Raw genomic sequence first — 25175 nt, 5'->3', positions numbered from 1 at the left:
TGGATATTGGTATCCCCACCCGATTGAGGGAGGGGAACTAGACCCGCCACCCAATGTCTCCTCTATATTACATTTGCCCTAAAAGAACAACCGATCTTACAAATCCGAATTTTTTTCTTCTCAAAAGTTCATATTTGCTCGCGGATCACATCCACTTCTACTTTCAATTTGTGTTTTCCACCACCGAAGAGAATTCCTTTGAGTGGAGATACGTCCGAATAATCACGACCTATGGCTGTAATGATGTATTCTTCCGTGATTAATTTGCCATTCGTAGGATCAAAATCAAACCAACCAAGGGTTGGACAATAAACAGAAACCCAAGCATGAGTTGCATCACTCCCTTGCAATTTCTGAATACCAGGTGGTGGGAATGTTTCTAAATAACCACTCACATAGCGACAAGGAATCTTTAACGAGCGCAAGGCGGCTATCATCAAATGAGAAAAATCCTGGCAGACACCTTTTTTTTCCAACAAAACTTGTTCTAAAGGTGTGTTGATCGTAGTTGCTTTAGGATCGTAACTAAAATTCTCAAATATATATTTTGTTAACTCTAAAGCTCCAACAAACACAGGTTTATTATCAGTAAATATCAATTTTGCAAAATCGGAATAAGATGCTTTAGCCGATATAAATGGTGATGGTTGAATGAATTCGATTGCTTGCAAATCGGCATCCAACGATGACTCGTGAATCATTTGGTAAATGAATTCCCAAGGTGTTGACTTGGTTAAATCAAAATCAAAACTTTGATGTGTTCTTACTGTTGATTCAACAACAACTTCTAAAAAACGATGAGGATCCTCGACCGAAAATAAAAAAACTTGATTGCCAAAGTAATCTCTTCGAAAGGAAGACACTACTGGTTTTGGATTCACTGTGACATGTGTACGATAACAATCTTGATGAGTTGTAGTAAGTGGATACATATGTGCCATATTATGACAATACGCGACCATATCATCATAACTATATTTTGTTTTATGAATCACTCGAAAATCAGCCATTGGTATCACCGATTCGAGTTTGTTCTTCTGTATAGTTGAAGTATCGTGAGGAGAGAGCATCCGATAAAACTCTCAAGTATCCATGTAATTCTTCTAACCAAATCGAGACTGATGTTAATGGAGTTTCTGACTCAAAGAAAATGGAAATATCTTTCATTTTAAAATGAGTGTATAATTGTAATGCGGCTCTGTCTTCTGAATAAACAACCTTTTTGTCTTTGCCAGGTAAAAACTGTAGATCCGCATTAATTTGTTCTAATTGGTATGCCAATGATCTTGGATTGGTAATATCAAATAACAAAATGTCCAATACTGATTCTTGATCGATCTTACCTGAATATCTTCTGTTATAAGTGATTCGAATATCACTGATGCGTAAAAAAGTCTCAAAGGAAGATTTGTCTTCAAAACTTTTCCATTGGATCATTCCTTGTAACATAAGAATCATATTGATGGAACGTTCAATTCTTCTCCCTAAATTTAAGAAATACCAACCTGCCTCTCGACTCATATTTTCAAACGAAAGACCAGTTAATGAAGAGAGATTTACGATAATTTTTTGTAAGTAATCAATGATTTGATCATAAGAATCAATGCCATAATTCGATTGGTCTTCTAAGTGAAGTAAAATCTTTTTCATATCATCAGAAAGGCGATCTCTCACGGACTTAGAAGCTAATACTAAACTTCTCAAATGAAATCCTAAACTACCTACAATATTTTTATCAACAGTCAATCTTTGCAATTCAGGAAATGGATTTGCAAACAGTTCCCCAGAATCATCACCGACGAAACCTGGATAACTATTAGTCACATGAGTCACTAGTTTTAGTATATTTTCCAGTGATTCTTTTTCATATCCATCTTCAACTTGTAAAATTTTGAAAATAGCCTCTCGGATTACGCGTGTTTGGTTTTCTGAACGTTCCAAATAACGGGCCAACCAAAACAAATTGTCAGCAACTCTACTTGGTACTCCAGAACTTTTGCGCGAAATTAAAATTTGGTCAGATTTTGGAACCAGTAATGATTCTTCTTTTTGGGTTTCAGTTGATAACACCCATAAATCTTTACTCCACGCTCCCCTTTGGCTCGTAATAAAAAATTCATCTAAAGAAGGTGATACCCTTACAAGTCCACCAGCCATGGTTTGGTATCCAGAACCGGAAGAAGATACAAAGGTCCTCATGATGGCACGGCCTGGACGAAATCCATTTTCACCTAACACTGGAACAGTGGCAGATTCAATCATCTCTTGTGCAATGAATCGTTTGGGTGCATGTTGTAACTTCTCTAGAAATACATCTTTTCTTTGTCCACTGAGTTCAACAAACGTAACAGGAGTTTCTTCATCTGTACGAGAAACTGTTTTAAATACATATTTTTCAGGATTTTGAATGACTAAATGATAATGTTCTTTGTTTCCCAACCAATAGGTAGGTGCCATTGGCAATATTAAATCCTCACCTAAGTAAAACCTACATAACTCGGCATAAAATGGTAAAAGGGCGCGATTTTCTAAAAAACCTGTTCCGATGGGATTGGCAATTTTGACATTTCCAGAACGAACCGATTCTAATAACCCTGGAACACCTAACAAGGAATCACCTCTTAATTCCAATGGATCCATAAAATCATCGTCAACTCGGCGTAAAATTAAATCTACTTGTTGCAAACCTTCAACGGTTTTCATATAAACTTTATTTTTTCGAACAGTAAGGTCTTCTCCTTGGACAAGAGTATATCCCAAATAACCTGCAAGATATGCATGTTCAAAATAGGTTTCGTTAGAGGGACCTGGAGTTAATAAAACGATGACTGGGTCTCTTCCACTAACACCAGATAATTGTGTTAACGATTTTCTTAAGGATCGAAAGTAAACTGCAACTCGATGTACCATCGCATCGCGGTACATACTTGGAAAAATTCTAGAAAGTACGATTCGATTTTCTAAGGAATAACCGGAACCAGAAGGTGCTTGGACACGATCATTTAGTACATAAAAATTTCCATCGGCCGCTCGAATCAAATCACAAACAAAGAATAACAAAGCAGGATTTTTTGCTAAAAAATGGTTTGAATCATACATGCCATCACAAGCACGTAAAAATGAAGTTTCATTGAATAAAATTTCTGGAGGAATTTTTTTCTCATACAACAATCGACGTTTTGAATATACATCTCGAATGAGTGCATCTAATAAATCTGCTCGTTGGTTTAATCCTCTTTCTAAAACTCGCCATTCTTCACTTTCCATCACAAGAGGGAAAAGATCCAATTCCCAAGGTCTTTCTTTTGCTTCTCTTTGTTCCGATTGATATAGGTTGTATGTAACTCCATTCTCACGTAAAATACGATCAGTATCTCGTCTACGATTGATTAATTCTGCAGGTCCTAACTCTTGGAAGGATTTAACTAAAAACTTGTATTTGTTTCGGATTTGGCCATCGGCATCATACAATTCATCATACACACCAGGAATGGTTTTGTAATTATCTATGAGATGATAAGGATCTTTCGTCATCATTACTTAGAAGTAACCATTCTCAAATCCAACGTACATGGAAAGGCTTTATTTTCCAGACGGATGGGAGGTAAACTTTTTCCAATTTTGTGACCATGGGTCCAAAAACGTGAAATCCTTCTCGATTCTGCTTCATAACCATTGATTGGAATGGTTTGGTAGGAAAGACCACCTGGATGTGAAACATGGTAAGTACAGCCACCAAGAGATCTGTGATTCCAAGTATCATATACATCGAAGACTAACGACTGTTGTGCTGGAATTTGAGGATGTAATGTGAAAACAGGATTCCATGCTTTAAACCGAACACCCGCCACAAATTCATTTTGGATAGAAGTTGCTTGCAATGGAACTTCGTAACCATTACAACTCAATTTATATCGATCAGGATGAAAACCTTTGATTTTCACTTGAACACGTTCCGTTGCAGAGTCAACACCTCTCGATGTTCCTTGAGAAGTATTCTCTTCACCTAACACATTCCAAGGCTCAAGGGCCATCCTGAGTTCAATTTCCATCCCATCTAAATAACAAATTCCATATTGCGGGAATCGAAATTCAAAAAATGGATCAAAGTCTTTTGATAAAAACGAAAAACCTTGGTTTTGTAAATCAAAGATAACTTCCTTGAAATCACGATAGACAAAGTAAGGTAACATAAACCGATCATGTAAATCCGTATTCCAATTGATAGGATTTCCAAAGTATGGTTCTTCCCAAAACTTACAGACAATCGCCATCATAAAAGCTTGTTGGACAACACTCATTTGGTAATGAGGTGGCATTTCAAATGCTCTCATTTCAATCAATCCAAGTCGCCCAGTAGGAGATCCTGGATCAAATAACTTATCTATAGAAATTTCAGTTCGATGCGTATTTCCCGTTACATCGATTAAGATATTTCGCAGCAATCGATCCAATAACCAAGGAGGTGTATTGCGACTCGAATCAATTTGTTGGAATGCAATTTTTAGTTCGTGTAAGGAATCAGTTCTTGCTTCATCAATCCTTGGTGATTGTGAAGTAGGACCTATAAACATACCAGAAAATAAATAGGATAATCCTGGATGATTTTGCCAATACGATACTAAACTCCGAAGTAAGGAAGGTTTTCGTAAAAACGGACTATCACCAACAGTTTCTCCACCTAACGTAATATGGTTTCCACCACCGGTTCCCGAATGTCTACCATCAATTAAAAACTTTTCCGCAGTAAGTTTGAGTTGGTATGATTCATCGTATAATATTTTTGTTTTTTCAACAATCTCTTCAAATTGACTGGAAGGATGAAAATTAACTTCAATCACACCTGGATCTGGTGTAATTTTAAATCGATTTAATCTTGGATCACTAGGTGCTTCATATCCTTCGATCACGATTGGCAAATCTGTTTCCAAGGCAGTTTGTTCAATGGCATAAATCAAATGTAACCAACCTTCTAATGATTGGATAGGAGGTAGGAACACTCTTAAATTCCCATTTCTAGGTTCCACACATAAAGCAGTTCGTGTATGATATTCCCCTAAAGAATAACTCACACTAGCCATTGCGTGAGGGAATTGGCTCAATTCTTTCGCTTTCGGTAATGGTGGTTTTGGAGAAGCAGGATCTTCTGGATTTGTGTAATATGATTTTCCACCTAAAGATAACAATGGTAAACGTAATCCAATTGGTGAATCACCCGGGATTAAATACATCTTTCCTCTACGAAATTTCCATTCATCCGAAATCCATGTTTTTTGTAATGGATCAAAATCTAATGGTAAAACATAACCTACTTCTTTGTGAAGTCCTTGGTCTAATATTTTGATAATTCGTTTTCGTTCTAATTCATTATAAGTATCTAAACCGTCTAACAATGATTCCGTTTCTATCGGCAAACTTGATTCTTGCCATAAATAATATAGATTGTCCTCAAAAGCAGGAATCACTGACGAATTGGAAACTTTTAAATACTTGATCAAACTGGAAATGAATTTTCTAGCATCATCGGAGTTAGCTGATCCAGTATAACGATCATCTGCTAGTAAATGTGGATTAGACCAAAGAGGTTCCTTGTCTTTTCGCCAATAGGATATCATGGCCCATCTTGGCAATGGTTCTCCAGGATACCATTTCCCTTGACCATATTGAAGTAATCCACCTGTTGCAAAATGTTTACTCAATCGTTTGATCAATTGTTCTGACTTAGAATACTTTTCAAATCCGAGTGCATCAAAATTCCATTCAGGCGCTTCTCTGTTTTCCGTAGAGACAAAGGTTGGCTCACCACCGATAGTCAACCGTATGTCATTTTTTTTGATTCTTTTATTGATTGTATCACCTAACTTTAGTATGCGATTCCAATCTTCTTCTAAATAGGGTAAAGTAACTCTTGGTGTTTCCAACACACGTTCTACATGCATGGAAAAGGAAAATTCCATTTTTGCTTTTTCCGCAAATCCGTATATTGGCCCTGCAGACTCAGGTTCTGGTGTTGCTGCGAGAGGTATATGACCTTCTCCCGTAAAGAGTCCTGACGTTGGATCAAGTCCTACCCAACCTGCTCCAGGTAAATACACTTCTGCCCATGCATGTAGATCTGTAAAATCTACATCTGTTCCTGAAGGTCCATCCAATGATTTAACATCTGCTTTCAATTGAATGAGATAACCTGATACAAAACGGGAAGCAAATCCCAAATGACGTAAAATTTGAACGAGTAGATAAGCCGAGTCACGGCAAGAGCCCATCCGTTTGGAAAGTGTAACTTCAGTTGATTGAACCCCAGGTTCCATCCTGATCACATAACCGATGTCATGGTACAGTTTTGCATTTAGACTTACGAGAAATTCTATAATTCTCTTTTTTTTGAGATTGATTGTTTTTAAATACGAAGCTAAAAGTTTACCTGGTTTTTTTGGCTTCAGATAAGGAGTAAGTTCCTTTTTTAAAATTTTATCGTATTGAAATGGATAGTTTTCAGCATATTCCTCCACAAAAAAATCAAAGGGATTGATCACTTTCAAATCAGTTACCAAGTCAACGGCTACTTGTAAGATATTGGTTTTTTCTGGAAAAACCAAACGCGCTAGGTAGTTACCAAATGGATCTTGTTGCCAATTTAGAAACTTTTGTTCCGGTAAAATATTTAAAGAATACGATACAATATGATTTTTTGTATGTGGTGCAGGACGTAATCGAATTACATGCGGAGAAAGCGAAATCGATTTGTCATACTGATATGTTGTGATATGGGTTAAGGCAACTCGTATACTCATAATTAGTTGGTAAAAAATCTTTCCACAATTTTGGAACCGATTTGATTGAGTTCAATTTGAATATCATCCAGATATTCGTGTAATCCTTTGTCAAAAATGGATTTGATATTTTCAGAACGTAATCGATTAAGATACACGGTTGTGGCATCTTGCGCAGAATTACGAGGTAAACCTTCTTTTAGTCCTGATATCTTCTCCAATGCTTCTTGCATCTCTTGGATACAAAAAATAATCGATCTTGGAAAAGTATCGTTTAAGATTAAAAACTCAGCTATTTCCGTTGGATCTACTTTTTTATACCTTCGGTTGTACATCTCATGTGCACTGGCGGATTTTAATAACGATAGCCATTGTAATAAATCTAATGTGGAACCTACATCATGAACGGATGGTAAAAGGATAAAATATTTCATATCCAGAATCCGAGTAGTTTTATCAGCTCGTTCCAAAAATCTACCAAGTAACGCAAAATTCCAAACCTCATCATGAGAGATGGTCGCATCGGAACATCCATAAAAACTTTGGCAACTTTTGCGAACCGTACTTAAGAAATCGGAAAGATCAATGGATAAAGTATCACCATGTTCTCCAATGGACTCCATATAAAGTTTACGATAGTTTTTTACATAAAGATAAAACTCATTTAACACCTCCCACATGGAAGTAGAGATGTTTTCTCGAATGGTACGGGCATTCTCACGTGCTTTCGATAAACATTGAAAAATGGAATTTGGATTCTCTTCATCAAAAGTCATAAATCGAATCACATTCACCGGTGTTGGATCTGAATATTTTTTCGCAAACAATTCATAATCCCCAGTTGTATGCACTAGTGGTAACCATTGGTTTGGAACTTCTTCATTCAAATCCAATGACAACTGATGATTGACATCGATAAAACGGGAATAGTTCTCCGCTCTTTCAATGTAGCGGTTCATCCAAAAAACAGATTCGGCAACTCGGCTTAACATAAAAACACCTTACCCTAAAACCCAGGTGTCTTTTGAACCGCCTCCCTGGGATGAATTCACAACTAAAGAACCTTTTCGTAAAGCCACACGTGTTAAACCACCTGGCATTACATAGATATCCTTACCGTACAAAATGAACGGTCTTAAATCCACATGTCTCGATTCAATTTTTTCTGAAATTAGAGTGGGAACCGTAGATAAATTTAAAACTGGTTGCGCGATATAGTTTCTTGGATCCGCTTTGATGAGTTCCTTAAAGTCTTCTTGTTCCTGTTTGGAAGATTTTGGTCCAATGATCATGCCATATCCACCTGCACCATTGGCCGCTTTCACAACCAAGTTATGGATATTATCCAAAACATAGTTTAGATCTGTACCTTCTGAGCAAAGATAAGTAGGAACATTAGGAATGATCGAATCTTCACCTAAGTAATATTTGATGATCTTTGGCACATAAGAATAAATTACCTTATCGTCTGCGACACCTGTTCCTGGTGCATTGGCTAGAGCAACATTTCCTCGTTTGTAAGCATCAAAGATACCTTTCACACCAAGTAAAGAATCTTCACGAAAACTGGATGGATCCATAAAGGTATCATCTATCCTTCTGTAGATAACATCTACTTTCCGAAGACCCTTTGTAGTTTTCATGTATACCTTATGGTTTTCCACAACGAGGTCTGATCCTTCCACCAAATACACACCCATTTTTTGTGCTAAAAAACTATGTTCGTAATAGGCAGAGTTATAGACACCAGGTGTCCATACAGCAATCACAGGATCCTGTGCGTCTGTTAGATTTTCTAACATCGATCGTAAATGATAAGGATAATCATACACTTGGCGGATATTTAACTTTTCAAAAAGTTCCGGGAAAGTGCGTTTCATCACTTCGCGATTTTCCAATACGTAAGACACACCTGAAGGGCAACGTAAGTTATCTTCCAAAACATGGAAAGCACCCGCCCCATCTCTGACTAGGTCAGTTCCTGTAATATGAATCCAAATATCTTTTGGAGGTTTTAATCCAATACACTGTTTGAGGTAACCCGTACTAGATTGAATGATATCCAATGGAATGATTTTATCCTTTAGGATCTTTTGTTCTCCATATATATCATTTAAAAATAAATTCAGTGCAAGGATTCTTTGTTTCAGTCCTTTTTCGATATGAATCCATTCCTCACTTGGAACAATCCTAGGAATCACATCAAAAGGCATAATTCGTTCTTGTTCGCCACCATCACCATACAAAGTAAAGGTGATCCCAAGGGACATTAATGCTCGTTCGGCGGAACTGCTCCGTTTCAGAAGTTCTATCCCACCTAAACTTTCCATTTTTGTTTTCACAAAATCATAACTTTTACGGGGAAATCCTTCATTGGAAAACATCTCATCATAGATATTTTTTGCGCTATAGTCTGCGATAAACATGGGTTGGCCTCTGCTAACTTAATTAGCAATATTTGTACCAAATGGAGAAATTGTCGGGAAACCAGGACTTTTACGCTCTTACGACATAAGAAAGCAAGAGAGTGAGGAAATTATGCTGAATATTTAAGCAGGCATAGGGAGCAAGATTTTTGGTTGTGTAAGAATCCTACAGAATGATTAAACTTCGTTAGAAGTGGGATGTGTGACTTGGGAAATTCTCTTCTTTTTCTCTTCTTTTAAACGAAATCCATAGGCAAGAGTCCGAAAAAAATAGGAAAAAGGCAGAATTTTCATCAAATCATTTCGAAAACCCTGTCTGAAACTTTCAAACCGGTTCTGTTTTGGACTTAGAATTGCCTTTAGAATTCTTTTAGCCAAACGAGTTGGATTCGAGTTCCTTGGAACATCAGCGACTACGCGAGAGAAATGAAATCGTTTTCCTGACTGTTTTCGATAGGAATCCCAAAAATAATCAAACGCTCGTTTGGAAGATCCATACAATCCAAAACCTGGTGTGGGATACTTACCAAGATCGGAACTAACAGCAATTATGTGAAGACCAACTGAAATCAAATTGGTTAATTTTTGAATGGCGAAGATGGGTGCTAAAACATTGGTTTGGTAAAGATATTTGAGTTCTGCCCAATTTTCTTTTTCATCTTCTGCATAGGAAAACTCTTCCGCGTTGATGATAAAAACATCAATTTTATCTAAGGTTTCAATGGCAGACTCAATCAATCGTTCCATTTGGTCTGGTTTGGATGGATCTATTTTATATTTTTGTAAATTGACATGATTTGGAACTTCTTCTGGTGTTGTATCACCCACAACAATAAGTGCACCTTCCGCAAGTAAAATTGGTAACAATTCTTTTCCTAAAGGAGAAGAACCACTGGTTAATACAATTTTTTTGGAAGCAAGTTTCATAATTGTTGAGTGATGATACTTTATTTAGTTAAGGGATGGATCTTTTGTATGATCTACAAAGTATTTATAAATTCCACCTTTGCTTCTTAGCGCTTCTCGCCAGATGACTTCCGAATCATCTTCTTTAAAAACAATGGATTCATCTACTACATCAGAAACGACCCAAGACAACCTGTCAAATTCACTTTCCAATTGTCCTGAAGACCAACCGGCATAACCTTGTAAGACACGAAATTGGATTTGATCGGAAGATAAAACTTCTAACATCGTATCAAAACTACGAGCCATATAAATTCCTGGAACAACTTCTACACCAGGATCAACGGTTTGTTTTCCATTGTGCAAAATCGAAACAAATAAATTGTCTACAGGTCCACCAGCATACACTGGTTTGTTGGAATGCACTGTGTCTGGTAAGTTTTTGATGAGTGATTCCATGGTTTGATCAGTAGGTTTGTTTAAAACTAAACCAAAGGCTCCATCATCATCATGGTCTACCATGAGGACAACGGATTTATGAAAAAAATCCTGAATCACACTAGAATTGGAAATGAGTAACTTCCCACGAGTTGAATCAGGATTATCTGTCATTATTTTTTGCCGTGAATTTCTTCTAAGATACGATATGCCACTTCTAACGTTTTGATATCGGAGTCACCTTTCACCATCGGATCAGATTCTCCTTTGATACATTTTACAAAGTGTTCGTGTTCTTGTTTGAGTGGGTTATCTTTGTGAACAAAGATTTTTTCTACAATCGATTCTTGTCTGTATTTGATTTCTCCACTTCCCAGTTGTGTGGTTGAACTTGCTTGTCTGTGAAGTTCAATCTCTTGGTTTGTGAAATCTAAAAATACATAGGAATCTTTTTGGGAAATATTAAGTGTTCTGATTTTTGCTTGGGAAGAACGAGATGCATTGAGGGAAGCAACACAACCATTCGCAAATTTTAAAACCACACTTGCGATATCTTCGTGATTCGATACAACGGATGATCCAACTGCCTTAACTTCAGTCACTTCTGATTTCACTAAGTTGAGTACGATGTCGATATCATGGATCATCATATCCAGTACCACACCAACATCAGTGATTCGACTGTTGTAAGGAGCGATCCTTCTTGATTCAATGAGGATTGGGTGTTCGGCTATTTTACCTAACTCCAGTACCGCACCATTAAATCGTTCTACGTGACCCACTTGCAAAATCAACTTGTTTTGTTTTGCTAAAGTTACGAGTTCTTTCGCTTCTTCGACTGTTTGGGAAATTGGTTTTTCCACCAAAACATGTTTCTTTTCAGTTAGCGCCTGTTTTGCGATCTTGTGATGTAAGAAAGTGGGCGCGGCAATGATGATTGCATCGGTAACTTTCAGTAATTCTTCAATCGTTGCAAATGCTTTTGTTTTGTGTTTTTCAGCAATTTGTGTGGCACGTTCCGCATTGGCATCAAATATACCGATGAGTTCTGCATCGGTTAATTGTTTGGCAACGTTTACGTGGTACTGACCCATATGGCCCGTACCAATGACTCCGAGTCGGACTTTTTTATCCATAGATGCTCTCAATATTTTAAAGGTTTAGCGGAAAAACAACTTCGATTTTCCCCCGCTGCCGACCTTTTCGCCGGACTCACGAGCAAATTCTTCCATCAGTTCTCTCTGTTTTTTAGAAAGTTTCTTAGGAATTTCGACTTTGATGATCACATGTTGGTCCCCTTTTCCATAAGAACCGAGGTATGGGATTCCATGTCCTTTTAAGCGGAAAATTTGTCCACTTTCCGTCCCTTCCGGGATTTTCAATTGGATGGTTTTTCCATCAATGGAAGGCACTTCAATCTCTCCACCAAGGCAAGCCATGGATAAGGAAATGGATTTTTGAACGATGAGGTCATTTCCTTGGCGTTCAAACGTTGGGTGTTTTTTGATATGAGTGACTACGTATAAATCACCACTTGGGCCACCGTTTGGACCGGATTCCCCTTCCCCAGAAACTTTGAGTCGGCTGCCCGATTCGACACCCGCAGGGATTTTGATATGAATGGTTCGTCTTTTCTCTGTTAGACCCTCGCCTTTACAAGTTTTGCAAGGATTGGAAATGACTTTCCCTTTTCCTTTACAACGTGGGCAAGTGGTTGTGACACTAAAAAATCCTTGGGTCCTTCTCACTTGGCCTGTGCCTGAACAATCAGGACAAACGGTTGGAGAAGATCCTTTAGAAGCACCAGTACCCGTACAATCAACACAGGTTTCTAGTCTAGGGATTTCAATTTTGTACTCTTTTCCAAGAGCAGCATCTTCTAAACTGACTTCTAAATTATAACGGAGATCTGATCCCCTTTGAGGACCAGACCTTCTTCCACCACCGCGGCTACCACCACCTCCGCCTCCGAAAAATTCACTGAAGATGTCACCAAAGTCTCCAAAGATATCAGAGAAGTCGGTATAAGCACCAGCTCCATACCCTCCTCCTGCACCTGCGTTCACACCAGCTTTTCCAAATTGGTCATAAGCTTGGCGTTTTTGCGGATCGCGTAACACTTCATAGGCTTCAGTAGCCTCTTTGAATTTTTCTTCCGCTTCTTTATCACCCTTATTTTTATCAGGGTGATATTTGATGGCTAACTTACGATAGGCGCTCTTGATCTCATCATCAGAGGCACCTTTCGAAACGCCTAATACTTCGTAGTAACCACGGTCGCTCATAGTTTTACTTCTTTATCTCTATTTATTTTTTGTCTTCATCCACGACAGTGTAATCAGCATCGACTACCTTCTCGCCACCTGCATTGGAACCAGCTGTGTTTTGGTTTGCACCCGCACCAGCTTCTGCACCAGGAGCTCCTTGTTCAGGACCTGCTTGGCTATAGATTTTTTGTCCAATTTGCATCGCAACTTGTTGGATGGAATCTCTTGATGCTTTCATACGTTCGAGGTCACCAGATTCCATTGCTTCACGGCCGCGTTTGATTTCGTCCTGAGCTCTTTGTTTTTCTGATTCGTCGAGTTTGTCAGCGGATTCACCGATGGTTTTTTCCAATTGGTAAACAATTGCTTCCAATTCGTTTTTCGTATCAGCAGCTTCGCGAAGTTTTTTATCTTCTTCTGCGTGAGCTTCTGCATCTTTCACCATCTTTTTGATTTCTTCTTCAGAGAGTCCCGAAGAAGATTCAATACGAATCTTTTGTTCTTTACCAGTTCCCAAATCTTTTGCAGATACGTGAACGATACCATTTGCATCGATATCAAAAGTCACTTCGATTTGTGGAACGCCGCGTGGTGCAGACGGAATTCCCACTAAGTCAAAACGACCGAGAGTTCTGTTCGCACTTGCCATTTCTCGTTCCCCTTGTAATACGTGAACGGAAACAGTTGTTTGGTTGTCTGCCGCAGTAGAGAATACTTGGGATTTTCTTGTAGGAATGGTTGTGTTTCTTTCGATGAGTTTTGTCATCACACCACCCAGTGTTTCAATTCCAAGGGAAAGCGGAGTGACATCGAGTAACAATACATCTGTTACATCACCAGCTAAAACTCCACCTTGGATTGCCGCACCCACTGCTACCACTTCATCAGGGTTCACAGATTTGTTTGGTTCTTTCCCAAAAATTTCTTTTACAAGAGCTTGCACAGCTGGGATACGAATGGATCCACCCACAAGGATGACTTCGTCAATTTCGCTCGCAGAAAGACCTGCATCTTTTAATGCATTCAAACATGGAATACGAGTTCTTTCGACAAGAGATCTTGTGATTTCATCAAACTTTGCTTTGGTGAGTGTCATATCCAAATGTTTTGGACCAGACGCATCAGCCGTGATGAATGGGAGATTGATTTGAGTAGAAGATGTTCCAGACAACTCGATTTTAGCTTTTTCAGCAGCTTCTTTCAATCGTTGTACTGTGTTTTTATCTCCAGAAATATCAATTCCCGTTTGTTTTTTGAATTCGTCGATCATCCATTGCATGACCACGTTATCAAAGTCGTCACCACCAAGGTGAGTATCACCGTTAGTAGATTTCACTTCGAAAACACCGTCACCAAGCTCTAGGATCGAAACGTCAAATGTTCCACCACCTAAGTCGTATACAGCGATCTTTGCGTTGGTTTTTTTCTTATCAAAACCGTATGCAAGAGCCGCAGCAGTTGGTTCGTTGATGATCCGTTCTACTTCAAGTCCAGCGATACGACCAGCGTCTTTAGTTGCTTGTCTTTGTTCGTCATTGAAGTAAGCAGGAACTGTAACGACTGCTTTTTTTACTTCATGACCAAGAAAGTCTTCCGCCGTTTTCTTCATTTTTTGAAGAACACGAGCCGCAATTTCTTGTGGAGTGAATTCACCAGCAACGGTTTCAAATTTCACACCATCATTTCCGGCACGGATCACTTTGTATGATACCATTTTTGATTCATCACCAGCTTCGTTAAAACGACGGCCAATAAAACGTTTCGCAGAACGAATCGTATTTACCGCGTTTGTGATCGCTTGGTTTTTTGCAAATTGACCAACAATGGTTTCACCCTTGGCTGTAAATGCAACGATCGAAGGAGTGGTTCTTGCCCCTTCAGAGTTTTGAATGACAACTGGATCACCACCTTCCATTACCGCCACACATGAGTTAGTGGTTCCTAAATCGATACCTATGATTTTTTCCTTAGACATAGTCTTTCTCCTTCTTACTTATATTAACTTTGTGGTTTTCCCACTCTCACACGTGCAGGACGAATGGATTGTTTCATCTCACCTTCTTCATGGTAATAACCAGCTTGGTAAGTTTCGACAACAGTCTCTTCTGTATACTCTGCACTTTCTTCGGAAGCAATTGCTTCCATTAACATTGGATCAAACGGCATTCCTTTCGGATCTAATCGTTTGATTCCTTCCTTTTCCAATACGGAATAAAATTCCTTTTGTACCATCTTGATCCCTTCTACGAAAGCGACCACTTCTGGAGTTTGGTTTGGAACATTGGATACTCGTTCCAAGTTGTCCAAAGCACTTGTGAGTCCTTCAGCAAACTTTTTGATGGATTCTTTTCTTGCATTTAACAAGTCGTTAGCTGTTCTACGTTTGTAGTTTTGAAACTCCGCACGTTCTCTCAGCCAAGAGTCCTTTAAAGATTCGATTTCTTTTTTTGCATTATCGAGTTCTTTTTCAGCTCCTTCTACCGCTTGTTCAATGGCTTCATCAGAAATGGTTTGCCCTTCTTCCACTTGCACATTTTGATCTTCCAGGGATTGGTTCGTTTCTTCTGCCATTTCTCCTCCTACTACCTACTCAATTTCGTTATCATTTCTGAAACTAACTTCGAAGTGAATTCAATCAAAGGTAATGCTTTGTTGTAATTCATCCTCTGAGGACCTATGATTCCCATAGAACCGATCCTCTTTTCACCCATACGGTAATTTGTTGTGATGATGGTAACACCACCTAACTTTTCATTACCGTCTTTTCCAATAATGGTATAAACACCATCCATCGGAACGTAATCACTAAAAAACTCTTTGAGGAACTGTTTTTCATCAAATAGATGCAGGATGTTTTCTAATTGTTCCTCTTCATCCTTAAAGTTTTCATATAAGTTTTTTAATCCATCGATATACAAGTTATCAACAGACATACTATCTGTTCCCATTGCTCTCGCAATCGATGGAGCGAACAAAGAAAATCCTTCTGGGCCTTCTTTTTTCAACATCATCTGAGGAATCAGATTACTTTGAATTTCATGAACATCAAAACCTTTGACGTTATCATTCAAATACCTTGAAATTTGATACAGGCTCTCTTGCGAGATGTGAAAATCGAAAAATATATTTCGATTGAGCACAGTTCCTGATCGCATCACAAGGATCATAAGAACTTCTCCTCCATTTACATGGATGAGTTCTATATGTTTCAATGTGTCGAGTGATCCTTCCGGACCTAACACCACACTTGCAGATTGCGAAAGGGAAGCTAAAACCTTAGAGGTTGCAATGAGAACTTGGTCCAAACGAAATTGCATCCGAAGATACTCTTCCTGGATCCTTTGTTTCTCCCGCATTGTGAGCTCAAAGAGCGTCACAAGATTATCCACATACAACCGATACCCACGTTCCGTTGGCACTCGACCACCCGAAGTATGACGAGCTACAATGTAACCCATGTCTTCCAGTTCGGCGAGGCAGGAACGGATGGTGGCTGGTGATAGTCCAATATCGTATTTTTCCGAAAGGGTTTTAGAGCCGACAGGTTTGTTGTCTGAAACAAACTCCTCAACCAATGCTTTCAAAATGGAACGATGTCTAGGGGAAAGGTCCATAGCCTCCAAGCACTTCCTTTAGCACTCTGATCATTAGAGTGCTAATCTATGCTTAAAGTTTACGGATTTAGGTTTTTTTCGTCAAGCAAGATGCTAATCGAAGCTAGGAATTTTAGCAGACTTTCTGGGAAACTGCTAAAATTTTTCATACGGGATACACTTGGATTTGGTTTCGACCTTGGTTTTTCGCCTGGTAAAGCGCAATGTCGGCAAATTTCAGCGTTTCTTCTGGTTTCTGCAGAGGATGTACCTTGGTATACCCAATGCTTAGGGTGACGTTCAGATAATAGTTATCAAAGATAAAAAAACGGTGTGAGGCAACCGATTCCCGAAGACGGTCGAGTACAATGGTGGCACCTTCAGTGGTGGTATCCGGGAGGATACAACCGAATTCCTCTCCCCCTAGCCTTCCGACCGTGTCTTCTTCCCGTAGGCAATCCACAAAGATATTGGCCATTTTTTTGAGAACAAGGTCACCGATGTCATGGCCGTAGGTATCATTGATCACTTTAAAATGATCAATATCCATTACCGCAAGCACTGACTCACGGTTACGGCGTTTGACGGTGGCGATGGTTTTTTGTAATGAATCTGCAAAAGAACGTCGGTTTGGAAGCATCGTCAGTTCATCCATAAAAGCCAAACGTTTCAAACTATTGATGAGTACATTTTTTTGTTCTTCAAGGCGTCTTCGTTCTCTCACATCACGGATGATGGCAGCATAGTACGCGTTGTTCTCTTTGTGGATGGTAAACGCACGAATTTCCACTGGAATAGTGCCTTTTGGTTTGGTGATGAGTTCTAATTCCTTTAAAAATCCTGCAATGTAATGAGCTTCATTGGAACTCACAAACGCTTCGATCGAAGATTGTTCCCCTTTTTCATTGGGAGGAAATAAAAACGAAAATGACTTTTGAAATAATTCTTCTTTTGTATAACCAGTTAATGATTGTAAGGCTACGTTACTAAATAAAATCTTTTGATCCGTGTCTAAAACGACAATCGCATCAATGGATTGGGAAACTATTTCCTTTGCCAGTTCGGTATTAAATTCATTCATTTCCCCAAATTTCCCCATTTCCTTTTTCACTTCGGAATGAATCCCGCCACTTATGGATGTGACGAAAATTGATCTCAGGTTGGTTCACCCTCATTTCTTTTTTCGGCAAAACCTTCATTGGTTTTGGATTCAGACTCTGATACCAATAAGCAACAGAAATCAAATCTAAGGTCAAGGAATTTGCATGACCATGTTCCAGTAAGAATAGGAAATTTTTTTCAAAACGAATAGGGGATTCTACCCAAAAACGATACAAATGAGTTCTTCCCAACCAACCAATCGAATCCGATACCCTGGGATATCCAAAATAGGGATGCATAAACACTTCTTTGGGTGACCAAGCTGTATTAAATACATCTTCGGTTCCTGTTCCTTTTAGTGTAGCGGTCGTTTGGTTGCCATCAATAAAAATTAAGTCATCACCTTCGCCATACCACAATGGTGTAGGAGAGTCTACATACAAATTAAGCCCAATAAATTGACCTTTTCCTTCTGTTTCGAGAACTGAGAAAAAGTTTTCTTTTTGAAATTTGGTTTTCTCCATTTCTCCGAATAAAGACCATTCATTTTCTCTTTGGTTCGAAGTGTTCGGCTTGGTGATACTTCGGCTCCATTGAGAATGGAATCGTAACTGCGATTCGAGTGGAGATTTCCATTCTTCATAATCAATGTAAAAATAAAAATTACTGATGTCTTCTTCCGACTCGTTTTCAATTTGAATTTTCGCACCTGATTCAAATGGCATCGGAAAATAAGAATTCATCGACTTTCCTTTTTTTGGTGCCGCCACGAGAGGCAAAGAATTCACTATGTATTCTTCTCCCCAACCTTGTCCAAAAAATTCGCCTAACGGAACTTCTACGGACGGATGTTCATGATTGTCCCAATACATCCGAATCACGGCATTTTTACGCGCCATGGGGTCTTTACTTGCCAAGGTCATCCAAATGTGTTTGATGATGCCTCGTCCTTTGATTTCGGCAATAGTGATGGTTTTCTTTTTAGGAATTTTGATAAAATCATCATTGCCATTTGTGGGATCCGCACTTGAGATTCGTTTGTTTTGATAGGTTTTTTCTTTCCAAATGGTGTTCTCCCATCCGTCAGCAAACATTTGTGATGTGAAACATACAATCGTCAAAGAGAAGAGAGTCAAAGGAAACAACATTTGCTTCAAAAACGAAATTAGGGTTTGGAATTTGGTCTGGTTTTTCATTTGGTTTTGCATCAAACCTTCTTTGTTACAAGGAAAACAATTCACTACTACTTCCTTCCTATGCCTTTCTCACGAACCAAAGGAAAATTCCAGCCTGGACAAGTGATTGTAGGAAGATTTCAAATAGAACGTAAATGTGAATGGAAATGGTAATTTCAGAAATCATAAATACCATTCCTTCCACACTTCCCACAGATGGAGAAATCGAGGCAAGTCCACCAATTACCGTCCGCATCCAAACGAGTACTAACATTTGTTTACCGAAAGTCTGTTCTCGGAACCAATCCCAAATGAGATGTAAAAAACTCACAAGAAGGATTGCTTGGAAGACGAGTGCCGGGAAAAGCCAAGTCATTGCTCTTGTCCACGCCGCTCCATCAACAGAGGTCACTAAAAACAAAGGGAATACCGCAGACTCACCTTCATAATACCCTTTCATCACCAATTGAAAGTAAGGTATGGAAACGAGGAGATAAGCCAAAAGATGGCTGAAAATAAACTGAATTGTGATTTTAATCTTCGGATTCATGTTAAAGTTGTCCAATAAGGTAATCTTTACATGATGAAATCAGAACTCAAGGCAAAACTGCAACGGACCTTTCCAAAAGCCAAAACAGTCTCTTCTGGAAGGTTGTTTACCCGTCAGTTGAGTAACCTTGTCGACGATTCCTTACGACAGGTCTTTCTAGAAGTGTCCAATGGAATTCCCATCAAAGACCACCTTTGTCTCATCGCCGTTGGAGGATATGGAAGAAGGGAACTTGCTCCCTATTCCGATATTGATTTATTATACCTTCACGATGGAAAACTCTCTGACAAAATCTTAAGTGAAATCATTTCCAAAATCAACACCTTCCTATATAACAATGATAAGGAAGTGGGACATAGTTGTCGTACGATCAAAGAATCGTTTTTATACTTAAACCAAATTGAAACCTACCATGCCGTTTTAGATGCCCGTTATCTTGTTGGATCCGAAGTCCTCTTTCAAAAATTCAAAACCGATTTTCTCGGAAAAATTCCAGAGAAAACCATCAAAGAATACAATGAATGGAAACTTTCCTATCTGAGAGAAAGGATCATCAATTCATATAATCCAATTTTACTTTCTGAACCCAATATCAAAAACGATCCCTTAGGCCTTCGTGATATCCAACAAATGTATTGGATCGAAAAAACAAATCCACTCACAGATAGTGCTGACGGAGGTATTTTTGATTTTTATCTCATCGGTGATAGTTTAACCCTTTTGTCAGCCTATGATTTTTTACTCCTGACAAGGTCAGCACTTCATATCATCAGTGGTCGAAAAAATGATCGTTTGGATTTGGGTTTGCAAGCAGAGGTGGCTGAATTTTTAGGATTTGGTCCTAAAAACGAAATCAAAACCTTGGAACGGTTTATGAGTCAGTTTTACAAAGCACAAAAGGATGTGTACTTTTACATCGGAACCTATTTGGATGAAAAAACAAATCTAAACAAAAAGCGGATCCACAAAGAACTCTCCAATCCAGACACTTTGTATGATGACATCATTCAGTTTTTTGCAGAGTCACAAACAAACGAAGAAGAACCTTCTCGTATTGATTTAAACGAAATTCGATTTGCTTCTCATTTCTTAGATGATGATTTTAAAAATCAAAAATCAGTGTTAGATAGATTTTTAGGAATGTTACGCCATAAAAAACGGATTGGGCATACACTGACTCTCATGCACGAATGTAACGTACTCGGAAAACTCATTCCTGAATTCGGAGCTTGTACCAACTTTCCCCTTTTTAGTTACCACCACCAATATACGGTAGACGAACACACATTACTCATCTTACGTGAGTTAGATGTCCTGATTGCCGATCTTTGGGAAGACCCACAAGTCCAAGAAGTATTCAATTCTTGTGAAAAAATTGAAATTTTAGCTTTAGCCATCCTCATCCATGACGCTGGAAAAGTAAAGGAAGGGGACCATTGCCAATACGGAGCCGAACTTGCCCTTATCATTGCCGAACGATTCCGTTTGTCTGAAGAAGATACAGAACTCTTACGATTTTTGGTAGCAGAACATATCGTGATGTCAGAACTTTCTTCTAAACGAGATATTTATGATCCTAATTTAATTTCTGCTTTTGCAAAACAATTTTCCAATGAAAACACCTTGCGATTGTTATATGTAATGACCATCATTGATACAAAATCCGTTGGGCAAGCAGTCCTTACCAATTGGAAAAAGGAAATTTTACATTTTTTATTTACCTCAACACTCACCCATTTGCAAAACAAATCGAATCTTTCCGATACACAAGATAGAATCGAAACTACATTAGAAACGTATCTTGTCGAAAAAGAAGGACTCACTACCGAACAAACAGAACAAATTGTTTCCTTTGGAATGCAAATTCGTCCAAATTCTTATCTAAATTACAATACACCACGAAGGGTTTACCAACATTTTGTTTTGTTACATGAATGGATGCAGTCTGGATCTAGTTTCCGATTGATCTCCGAAAAAGAACCTGCTTTTGTAACTCTATCTATTTTTGCCAATGCCGATAAACGAATGTTATTGTATCTTTCTGGAATTATTTCCTCATTGGGTTTAAATTTAGTAGGATTACGACTCTTTCGCACGAAAAACGAACATTTGATCTTACAAGCACAAATCACGGATGAGTATGGAAGTGGTGAAATTGCCGAAACCCAAATTAACGAAATTGAATCCACACTTGGACAGTGTATGGAAGGAAATATCAATATTGAAGATTTAGCATCCACAACGAATATTTGGAAAACCTTACCTCAAATCCCAGATGGCATGGTAGAAGAACTTGTGAAGTTTGCGAATGATTTATCCGAAACATATTCCGTTTTAGAAGTGAGAGTTCCCGACTCAATCGGGTTAGTCTATCGTATCTTAAAAACATTAATTGATTTTGAATTGGAAGTAATCTTTGTTAGAATCTCAACGAGTGCTGATTTTGCATATGACTCCTTTCACATCCAAACTAAAAATGGTAAAAAAATAGAAGATACTGGCCTTCTACTTGCGATCAAAGAAAAAATTCTCTCAGTCGCAAGAGTTAAAGAAAACCAAGGTATTATGGAGATTAGTTTTTAATATGGCATGGTGGAAAGAAGCAGTCATCTATCAAATTTATCCACGTAGTTTCCTAGATTCCAATGGGGATGGGATTGGTGACTTAGAAGGAATCATCCAACGTTTGGATTATTTAGCTGGATCCAAAGATTCCCTTGGCATTGATGCCATTTGGTTATCACCCGTTTATCCATCTCCTATGTTTGATTTTGGATATGACATTTCTGATTATGAAGAAATTGATCCTGTTTTCGGTGACATACAAACCTTCAAACGTCTGTTAAAGGAAGCTCACAAACGTGGGATTCGCATCATTATGGATTTAGTGGTAAATCATACTTCCCATCTCCACCCTTGGTTTATTGAATCCCGATCTTCTGTGAATAGCCCCAAACGGGATTGGTACATTTGGAAAGAATCCAAACAAAATGGACCACCAAACAATTGGTTGGGGGCCTTTGGCGGTTCGGGATGGGAGTACGACAAACGAACAGGGGAATATTATTTTCACTCCTTTTTAAAAGAACAACCCGATCTCAATTGGCGTAACCCCGAAGTAGAAGATGCCATCTTTCGTATGATGAAGTACTGGCTTGATATGGGAGTAGATGGATTCCGATTGGATGTTGTCAATTTATACGTAAAAGACGAATTCTATCGAAATAACGTTTCCTATTTTATGAAAGGACCTAGGCCATACGACAAACAAGTACATGCCTATGATCGTGATCGACCAGAGATGCATGGTATCCTTCGGAGAATGCGAAAACTCTTGGATTCCTACACCGAAAAACGGATGTTTGTTGGTGAGATCATGCAAGATTTTCCAGGAAATGTATTACTTCCTGCTACCTATTGCGGCCGTAATGACGAACTCCATCTTGCTTTTAATTTTATGTTTTTGTTTTCTTCCTGGAAAGCTGAACGATTTTTTCAAATTGTAAAAGATTTTGAATCAGCATTAGGCGAAGACAATTGGCCGAATTATACTCTCTCCAATCATGATTTTCCAAGGCATATCACCCGTTATGAAAAAGGAGAACACACTCTCGACAGAGCAAGGCTTGCTGCCTGTATGATGTTAACGTTACGTGGTACTCCTTTTTTATACTATGGGGAAGAAATTGGGATGAAACGCCAAAAAGTTCCATTCAACAAAATCCAAGACCCTGTTGGCAAACGATATTGGCCATTCCACCCAGGACGTGATCCGGAACGAATTCCCATGCCTTGGGATGGAACGGAAACCACAGGATTTACAACGGGAAAACCATGGCTTCCTTTGTACGAAGATGCACAGACAGGAAATGTTGAAGCACAAAAACTAGATCCCAATTCTCTCTTTTATACCTATCAAAAACTTTTACAAATCCGAAAGGAAAGAAAGTCGTTACGAAAAGGAAAACTAAGAATACATCTAAGTGCCGACAAACAGGTTTTATACTACAGAAGAAGGGAAGGAAAAGAAGAAACCTATATCTTCTTAAACTTTTCAACAAAACCTGTCAGTGTGTCTTACCCAAGAAAATGGTCTCTAAATGAAATTTTGTTTAGTTCCAAAAAACGTGACGCATCTTTTGAGTTGGATAAAGAATTGGATACTGGGGATTTACGTTTGTTTCCCAACGAAGCAGTGATCTTTGCAAAATAAAGAAAGGATTTCTGCGAACATCGACACTTCGATACACTCAGTGTCCTTGTGAAAGTGCATATGTGTGTAATTGGGGTTGGTAGTGGTGTCTAGTGATCGTAATTAAATGAGAATTAGAAGCATTTGCTTAAACTGTTGACAATAACTGATTGGGGATTTCGCTGACAATAGATGCGATTCGTGATGGTAAATACATTCATTAGCCGATTGGCCGTCATTCTCCTATCTCTCGTATTCTTTAGTACGAATACGGAAGGTTACGCATCGTTTCGTGATTCTTACCAAGAAAACCAATCCTACAAACATAGTAGTTTATATGATTTTTCTTATGTCATCCAAGAAGTCACGGAAACAAGTGAAGAAGAAAGCGAAATCAATTCCAACAGAAATTCAGTATTTCTTCATTCTTTCAAAACCTTCCCCTTTCCTTTACTTCTGAATTTATTTCTGTTTCATACTCTTTTCCCATTACATTTACTCTCCACCAAAATCTAAAGAACCGCGCACCACCAATCTCCACTTAACATAAATTTTTTCTCGATTACACACGATTCAATTCGCGTTCGAAGAACATTTAAATTTTGACTAACTTCGGTTAGGCAAAGTGGGGACACCATGAAATTTTTTACAGGTCTTAAAGACTCTATACTTTCAAAAATTCTATTTTTGGTATTTTTGATTCCGACATTACTGCTCAGCAATTGCCATTCCAAAAACCATGAGGATAAAAATTCACTTATGGCTACTTATCCTTGGAGGCAAGAGGTAACCATAGATAAAAACTATGTAGCTCAAGTAAAAGCCATTCAACGTATCGAAGTGAGAGCATTTGAAAAAGGATATCTCACCCATATCTATATGGATGAAGGAAAAATTGTAAAAAAAGGGCAAAAACTTTTCCAAGTAATGCCAATGCTTGTGACTGCACAACATGAAAAAGCAAAAGCGGAATATGAATCTACTTTAATCGAATATGAAAATACGGAGAAACTGTTTAAAGAAAATGTTGTTTCTCAAACAGAACTTTCACTCATCAAAGCTCGATTGAAAAAAAATAAAGCAGCGATGGAATTAGCACAAGCGCATTTAAATTTAGCAACTGTGACCGCACCCTTCACGGGAATTACAGATCGATTCCAAGTGCGACTCGGAAGTTTGGTAGAAGAAGGAACTCTTTTAACAACCATCTCTGATATCTCCAAACTTTGGGTTTACTTCAATGTTTCCGAAAAAGATTATCTCAACTTTTCCAATGCGAGAAGATCAGGTGACAAACCACTTAAAGTAAAATTTTTGATGGCAAATGGAGAATTCTTTCACCACGAAGGAATCGCCGACACCATCGAAGGTGAATTTGATAGCGAAACTGGAACCATACCGTTTCGAGCTACGTTTCCCAATCCAGAACGTTTACTTCGTCATGGAGAAACGGGAAATGTTGTGATCAAAGAAATTTTAAAAGATGCATTACTCATTCCACAAAAAGCAACATTTGAAGTATTAGATAAACGTTATGTTTATACAATTTCAAGTAAGGGAGTATTAAAATCAAAAGAGATTAAAATCTCCAATGAAATTCCCCATTTGTTTGTTGTCGAATCAGGTATCAGTGATAGTGACATCATCCTTTTAGAAGGACTTGGAAAAGTTCATGATGGTGAAACTGTTAAATTTAACATCGAAACGCGTGAGAATGTCATGAAAAGTTTCGAGTTATCGGCTCACTAGGAGAT

The 25175-nt window shown here is 38.4% G+C and carries 19 protein-coding genes; 4 read left to right on the top strand and 15 right to left on the bottom strand.

The window, feature by feature from the left end; all coding sequences use genetic code 11:
- Positions 1–128 precede the first annotated feature (128 nt).
- From EHQ59_RS13900 to EHQ59_RS13830, 15 genes are all read right to left on the bottom strand, one after another.
- Positions 129–1010: a transglutaminase family protein gene (locus tag EHQ59_RS13900; protein ID WP_135620237.1), complete on the bottom strand. Its 882-nt coding sequence runs from the start codon at positions 1008–1010 to the stop codon at positions 129–131.
- A complete protein-coding gene (locus EHQ59_RS13895) occupies positions 1003–3537 on the bottom strand; it encodes a circularly permuted type 2 ATP-grasp protein (protein ID WP_135620236.1) in 2535 nt (844 codons plus the stop codon). Before EHQ59_RS13895 ends, EHQ59_RS13900 begins: the two co-directional genes overlap by 8 nt.
- On the bottom strand, positions 3537–6794 hold the full coding sequence (locus tag EHQ59_RS13890) for a transglutaminase family protein (RefSeq protein WP_135620235.1): 3258 nt from the start codon (positions 6792–6794) through the stop codon (positions 3537–3539). The genes EHQ59_RS13895 and EHQ59_RS13890 overlap by 1 nt, the downstream gene beginning before the upstream one ends.
- Before the next feature lie 2 nt (positions 6795–6796).
- Positions 6797–7765 (bottom strand): alpha-E domain-containing protein, encoded by a 969-nt coding sequence (locus EHQ59_RS13885; protein ID WP_135620234.1) that lies wholly within the window; start codon positions 7763–7765, stop codon positions 6797–6799.
- A gap of 9 nt (positions 7766–7774) precedes the next feature.
- On the bottom strand, positions 7775–9199 hold the full coding sequence (locus tag EHQ59_RS13880) for a circularly permuted type 2 ATP-grasp protein (RefSeq protein ID WP_135620233.1): 1425 nt from the start codon (positions 9197–9199) through the stop codon (positions 7775–7777).
- A 177-nt stretch (positions 9200–9376) separates the two neighbouring features.
- Positions 9377–10126: an SDR family NAD(P)-dependent oxidoreductase gene (locus EHQ59_RS13875; protein WP_135620232.1), complete on the bottom strand. Its 750-nt coding sequence runs from the start codon at positions 10124–10126 to the stop codon at positions 9377–9379.
- Between the two features lie 24 nt (positions 10127–10150).
- The gene (locus EHQ59_RS13870) at positions 10151–10717 is read right to left on the bottom strand and encodes a YqgE/AlgH family protein (RefSeq protein WP_135620231.1); all 567 of its coding nucleotides are present in this window, start codon (positions 10715–10717) and stop codon (positions 10151–10153) included.
- Positions 10717–11679 (bottom strand): Gfo/Idh/MocA family protein, encoded by a 963-nt coding sequence (locus EHQ59_RS13865; protein ID WP_135620230.1) that lies wholly within the window; start codon positions 11677–11679, stop codon positions 10717–10719. Before EHQ59_RS13865 ends, EHQ59_RS13870 begins: the two co-directional genes overlap by 1 nt.
- Before the next feature lie 24 nt (positions 11680–11703).
- Positions 11704–12828: a molecular chaperone DnaJ gene (gene dnaJ, locus EHQ59_RS13860; protein ID WP_135620229.1), complete on the bottom strand. Its 1125-nt coding sequence runs from the start codon at positions 12826–12828 to the stop codon at positions 11704–11706.
- A 22-nt stretch (positions 12829–12850) separates the two neighbouring features.
- Positions 12851–14785 carry a molecular chaperone DnaK gene (dnaK, locus tag EHQ59_RS13855; protein WP_135620228.1) on the bottom strand — a complete coding sequence of 645 codons (1935 nt, stop codon included), beginning with the start codon at positions 14783–14785 and terminating at the stop codon, positions 12851–12853.
- 23 nt (positions 14786–14808) lie between these two features.
- Positions 14809–15381 (bottom strand): nucleotide exchange factor GrpE, encoded by a 573-nt coding sequence (grpE, locus tag EHQ59_RS13850; protein WP_135620227.1) that lies wholly within the window; start codon positions 15379–15381, stop codon positions 14809–14811.
- A gap of 11 nt (positions 15382–15392) precedes the next feature.
- Positions 15393–16424 (bottom strand): heat-inducible transcriptional repressor HrcA, encoded by a 1032-nt coding sequence (gene hrcA, locus EHQ59_RS13845; RefSeq protein WP_135620226.1) that lies wholly within the window; start codon positions 16422–16424, stop codon positions 15393–15395.
- 145 nt (positions 16425–16569) lie between these two features.
- The gene (locus tag EHQ59_RS13840) at positions 16570–17484 is read right to left on the bottom strand and encodes a sensor domain-containing diguanylate cyclase (protein ID WP_135620225.1); all 915 of its coding nucleotides are present in this window, start codon (positions 17482–17484) and stop codon (positions 16570–16572) included.
- On the bottom strand, positions 17477–18652 hold the full coding sequence (locus EHQ59_RS13835) for a glycoside hydrolase family 172 protein (protein ID WP_341867151.1): 1176 nt from the start codon (positions 18650–18652) through the stop codon (positions 17477–17479). Before EHQ59_RS13835 ends, EHQ59_RS13840 begins: the two co-directional genes overlap by 8 nt.
- Positions 18653–18758: 106 nt before the next feature.
- Positions 18759–19229: a hypothetical protein gene (locus tag EHQ59_RS13830; RefSeq protein WP_135620224.1), complete on the bottom strand. Its 471-nt coding sequence runs from the start codon at positions 19227–19229 to the stop codon at positions 18759–18761.
- Between the two features lie 30 nt (positions 19230–19259).
- Here EHQ59_RS13830 and EHQ59_RS13825 point away from each other — a divergent pair, with 30 nt between their 5' ends.
- From EHQ59_RS13825 to EHQ59_RS13810, 4 genes are all read left to right on the top strand, one after another.
- A complete protein-coding gene (locus EHQ59_RS13825) occupies positions 19260–21812 on the top strand; it encodes a [protein-PII] uridylyltransferase family protein (protein WP_135620223.1) in 2553 nt (850 codons plus the stop codon).
- A 1-nt stretch (position 21813) separates the two neighbouring features.
- Positions 21814–23442, top strand: coding sequence for an alpha-glucosidase (locus tag EHQ59_RS13820; RefSeq protein WP_135620222.1), 1629 nt, complete (start codon positions 21814–21816; stop codon positions 23440–23442).
- Between the two features lie 171 nt (positions 23443–23613).
- Positions 23614–23937 (top strand): hypothetical protein, encoded by a 324-nt coding sequence (locus EHQ59_RS13815; protein WP_244245544.1) that lies wholly within the window; start codon positions 23614–23616, stop codon positions 23935–23937.
- A gap of 120 nt (positions 23938–24057) precedes the next feature.
- Entirely contained in the window at positions 24058–25170 is a 1113-nt protein-coding gene (locus tag EHQ59_RS13810) for an efflux RND transporter periplasmic adaptor subunit (protein WP_135620221.1), read from the top strand.
- The last annotated feature ends 5 nt before the right edge of the window (positions 25171–25175 follow it).

The organism is Leptospira kemamanensis (assembly GCF_004769665.1).
In the GTDB taxonomy this organism is placed as follows: Bacteria; Spirochaetota; Leptospiria; order Leptospirales; family Leptospiraceae; genus Leptospira_A; species Leptospira_A kemamanensis.
This window is presented reverse-complemented; position numbering and strand designations above follow the sequence as displayed.

Coding starts and splice junctions, on each gene's coding strand:
- EHQ59_RS13875 (WP_135620232.1), bottom strand. CDS start 10,126: ATGAAACTTGCTTCCAAAAAAATTGTATTAACCAGTGGTTCTTCTCCT.
- EHQ59_RS13830 (WP_135620224.1), bottom strand. CDS start 19,229: ATGAATCCGAAGATTAAAATCACAATTCAGTTTATTTTCAGCCATCTT.
- grpE (WP_135620227.1), bottom strand. CDS start 15,381: ATGGCAGAAGAAACGAACCAATCCCTGGAAGATCAAAATGTGCAAGTG.
- EHQ59_RS13865 (WP_135620230.1), bottom strand. CDS start 11,679: ATGGATAAAAAAGTCCGACTCGGAGTCATTGGTACGGGCCATATGGGT.
- EHQ59_RS13820 (WP_135620222.1), top strand. CDS start 21,814: ATGGCATGGTGGAAAGAAGCAGTCATCTATCAAATTTATCCACGTAGT.
- hrcA (WP_135620226.1), bottom strand. CDS start 16,424: ATGGACCTTTCCCCTAGACATCGTTCCATTTTGAAAGCATTGGTTGAG.
- EHQ59_RS13870 (WP_135620231.1), bottom strand. CDS start 10,717: ATGACAGATAATCCTGATTCAACTCGTGGGAAGTTACTCATTTCCAAT.
- EHQ59_RS13825 (WP_135620223.1), top strand. CDS start 19,260: ATGATGAAATCAGAACTCAAGGCAAAACTGCAACGGACCTTTCCAAAA.
- dnaJ (WP_135620229.1), bottom strand. CDS start 12,828: ATGAGCGACCGTGGTTACTACGAAGTATTAGGCGTTTCGAAAGGTGCC.
- EHQ59_RS13900 (WP_135620237.1), bottom strand. CDS start 1,010: ATGGCTGATTTTCGAGTGATTCATAAAACAAAATATAGTTATGATGAT.
- EHQ59_RS13890 (WP_135620235.1), bottom strand. CDS start 6,794: ATGAGTATACGAGTTGCCTTAACCCATATCACAACATATCAGTATGAC.
- EHQ59_RS13810 (WP_135620221.1), top strand. CDS start 24,058: ATGAAATTTTTTACAGGTCTTAAAGACTCTATACTTTCAAAAATTCTA.
- EHQ59_RS13840 (WP_135620225.1), bottom strand. CDS start 17,484: ATGAATGAATTTAATACCGAACTGGCAAAGGAAATAGTTTCCCAATCC.
- EHQ59_RS13835 (WP_341867151.1), bottom strand. CDS start 18,652: ATGTTGTTTCCTTTGACTCTCTTCTCTTTGACGATTGTATGTTTCACA.
- dnaK (WP_135620228.1), bottom strand. CDS start 14,785: ATGTCTAAGGAAAAAATCATAGGTATCGATTTAGGAACCACTAACTCA.
- EHQ59_RS13880 (WP_135620233.1), bottom strand. CDS start 9,199: ATGTTTATCGCAGACTATAGCGCAAAAAATATCTATGATGAGATGTTT.
- EHQ59_RS13885 (WP_135620234.1), bottom strand. CDS start 7,765: ATGTTAAGCCGAGTTGCCGAATCTGTTTTTTGGATGAACCGCTACATT.
- EHQ59_RS13895 (WP_135620236.1), bottom strand. CDS start 3,537: ATGATGACGAAAGATCCTTATCATCTCATAGATAATTACAAAACCATT.
- EHQ59_RS13815 (WP_244245544.1), top strand. CDS start 23,614: ATGCGATTCGTGATGGTAAATACATTCATTAGCCGATTGGCCGTCATT.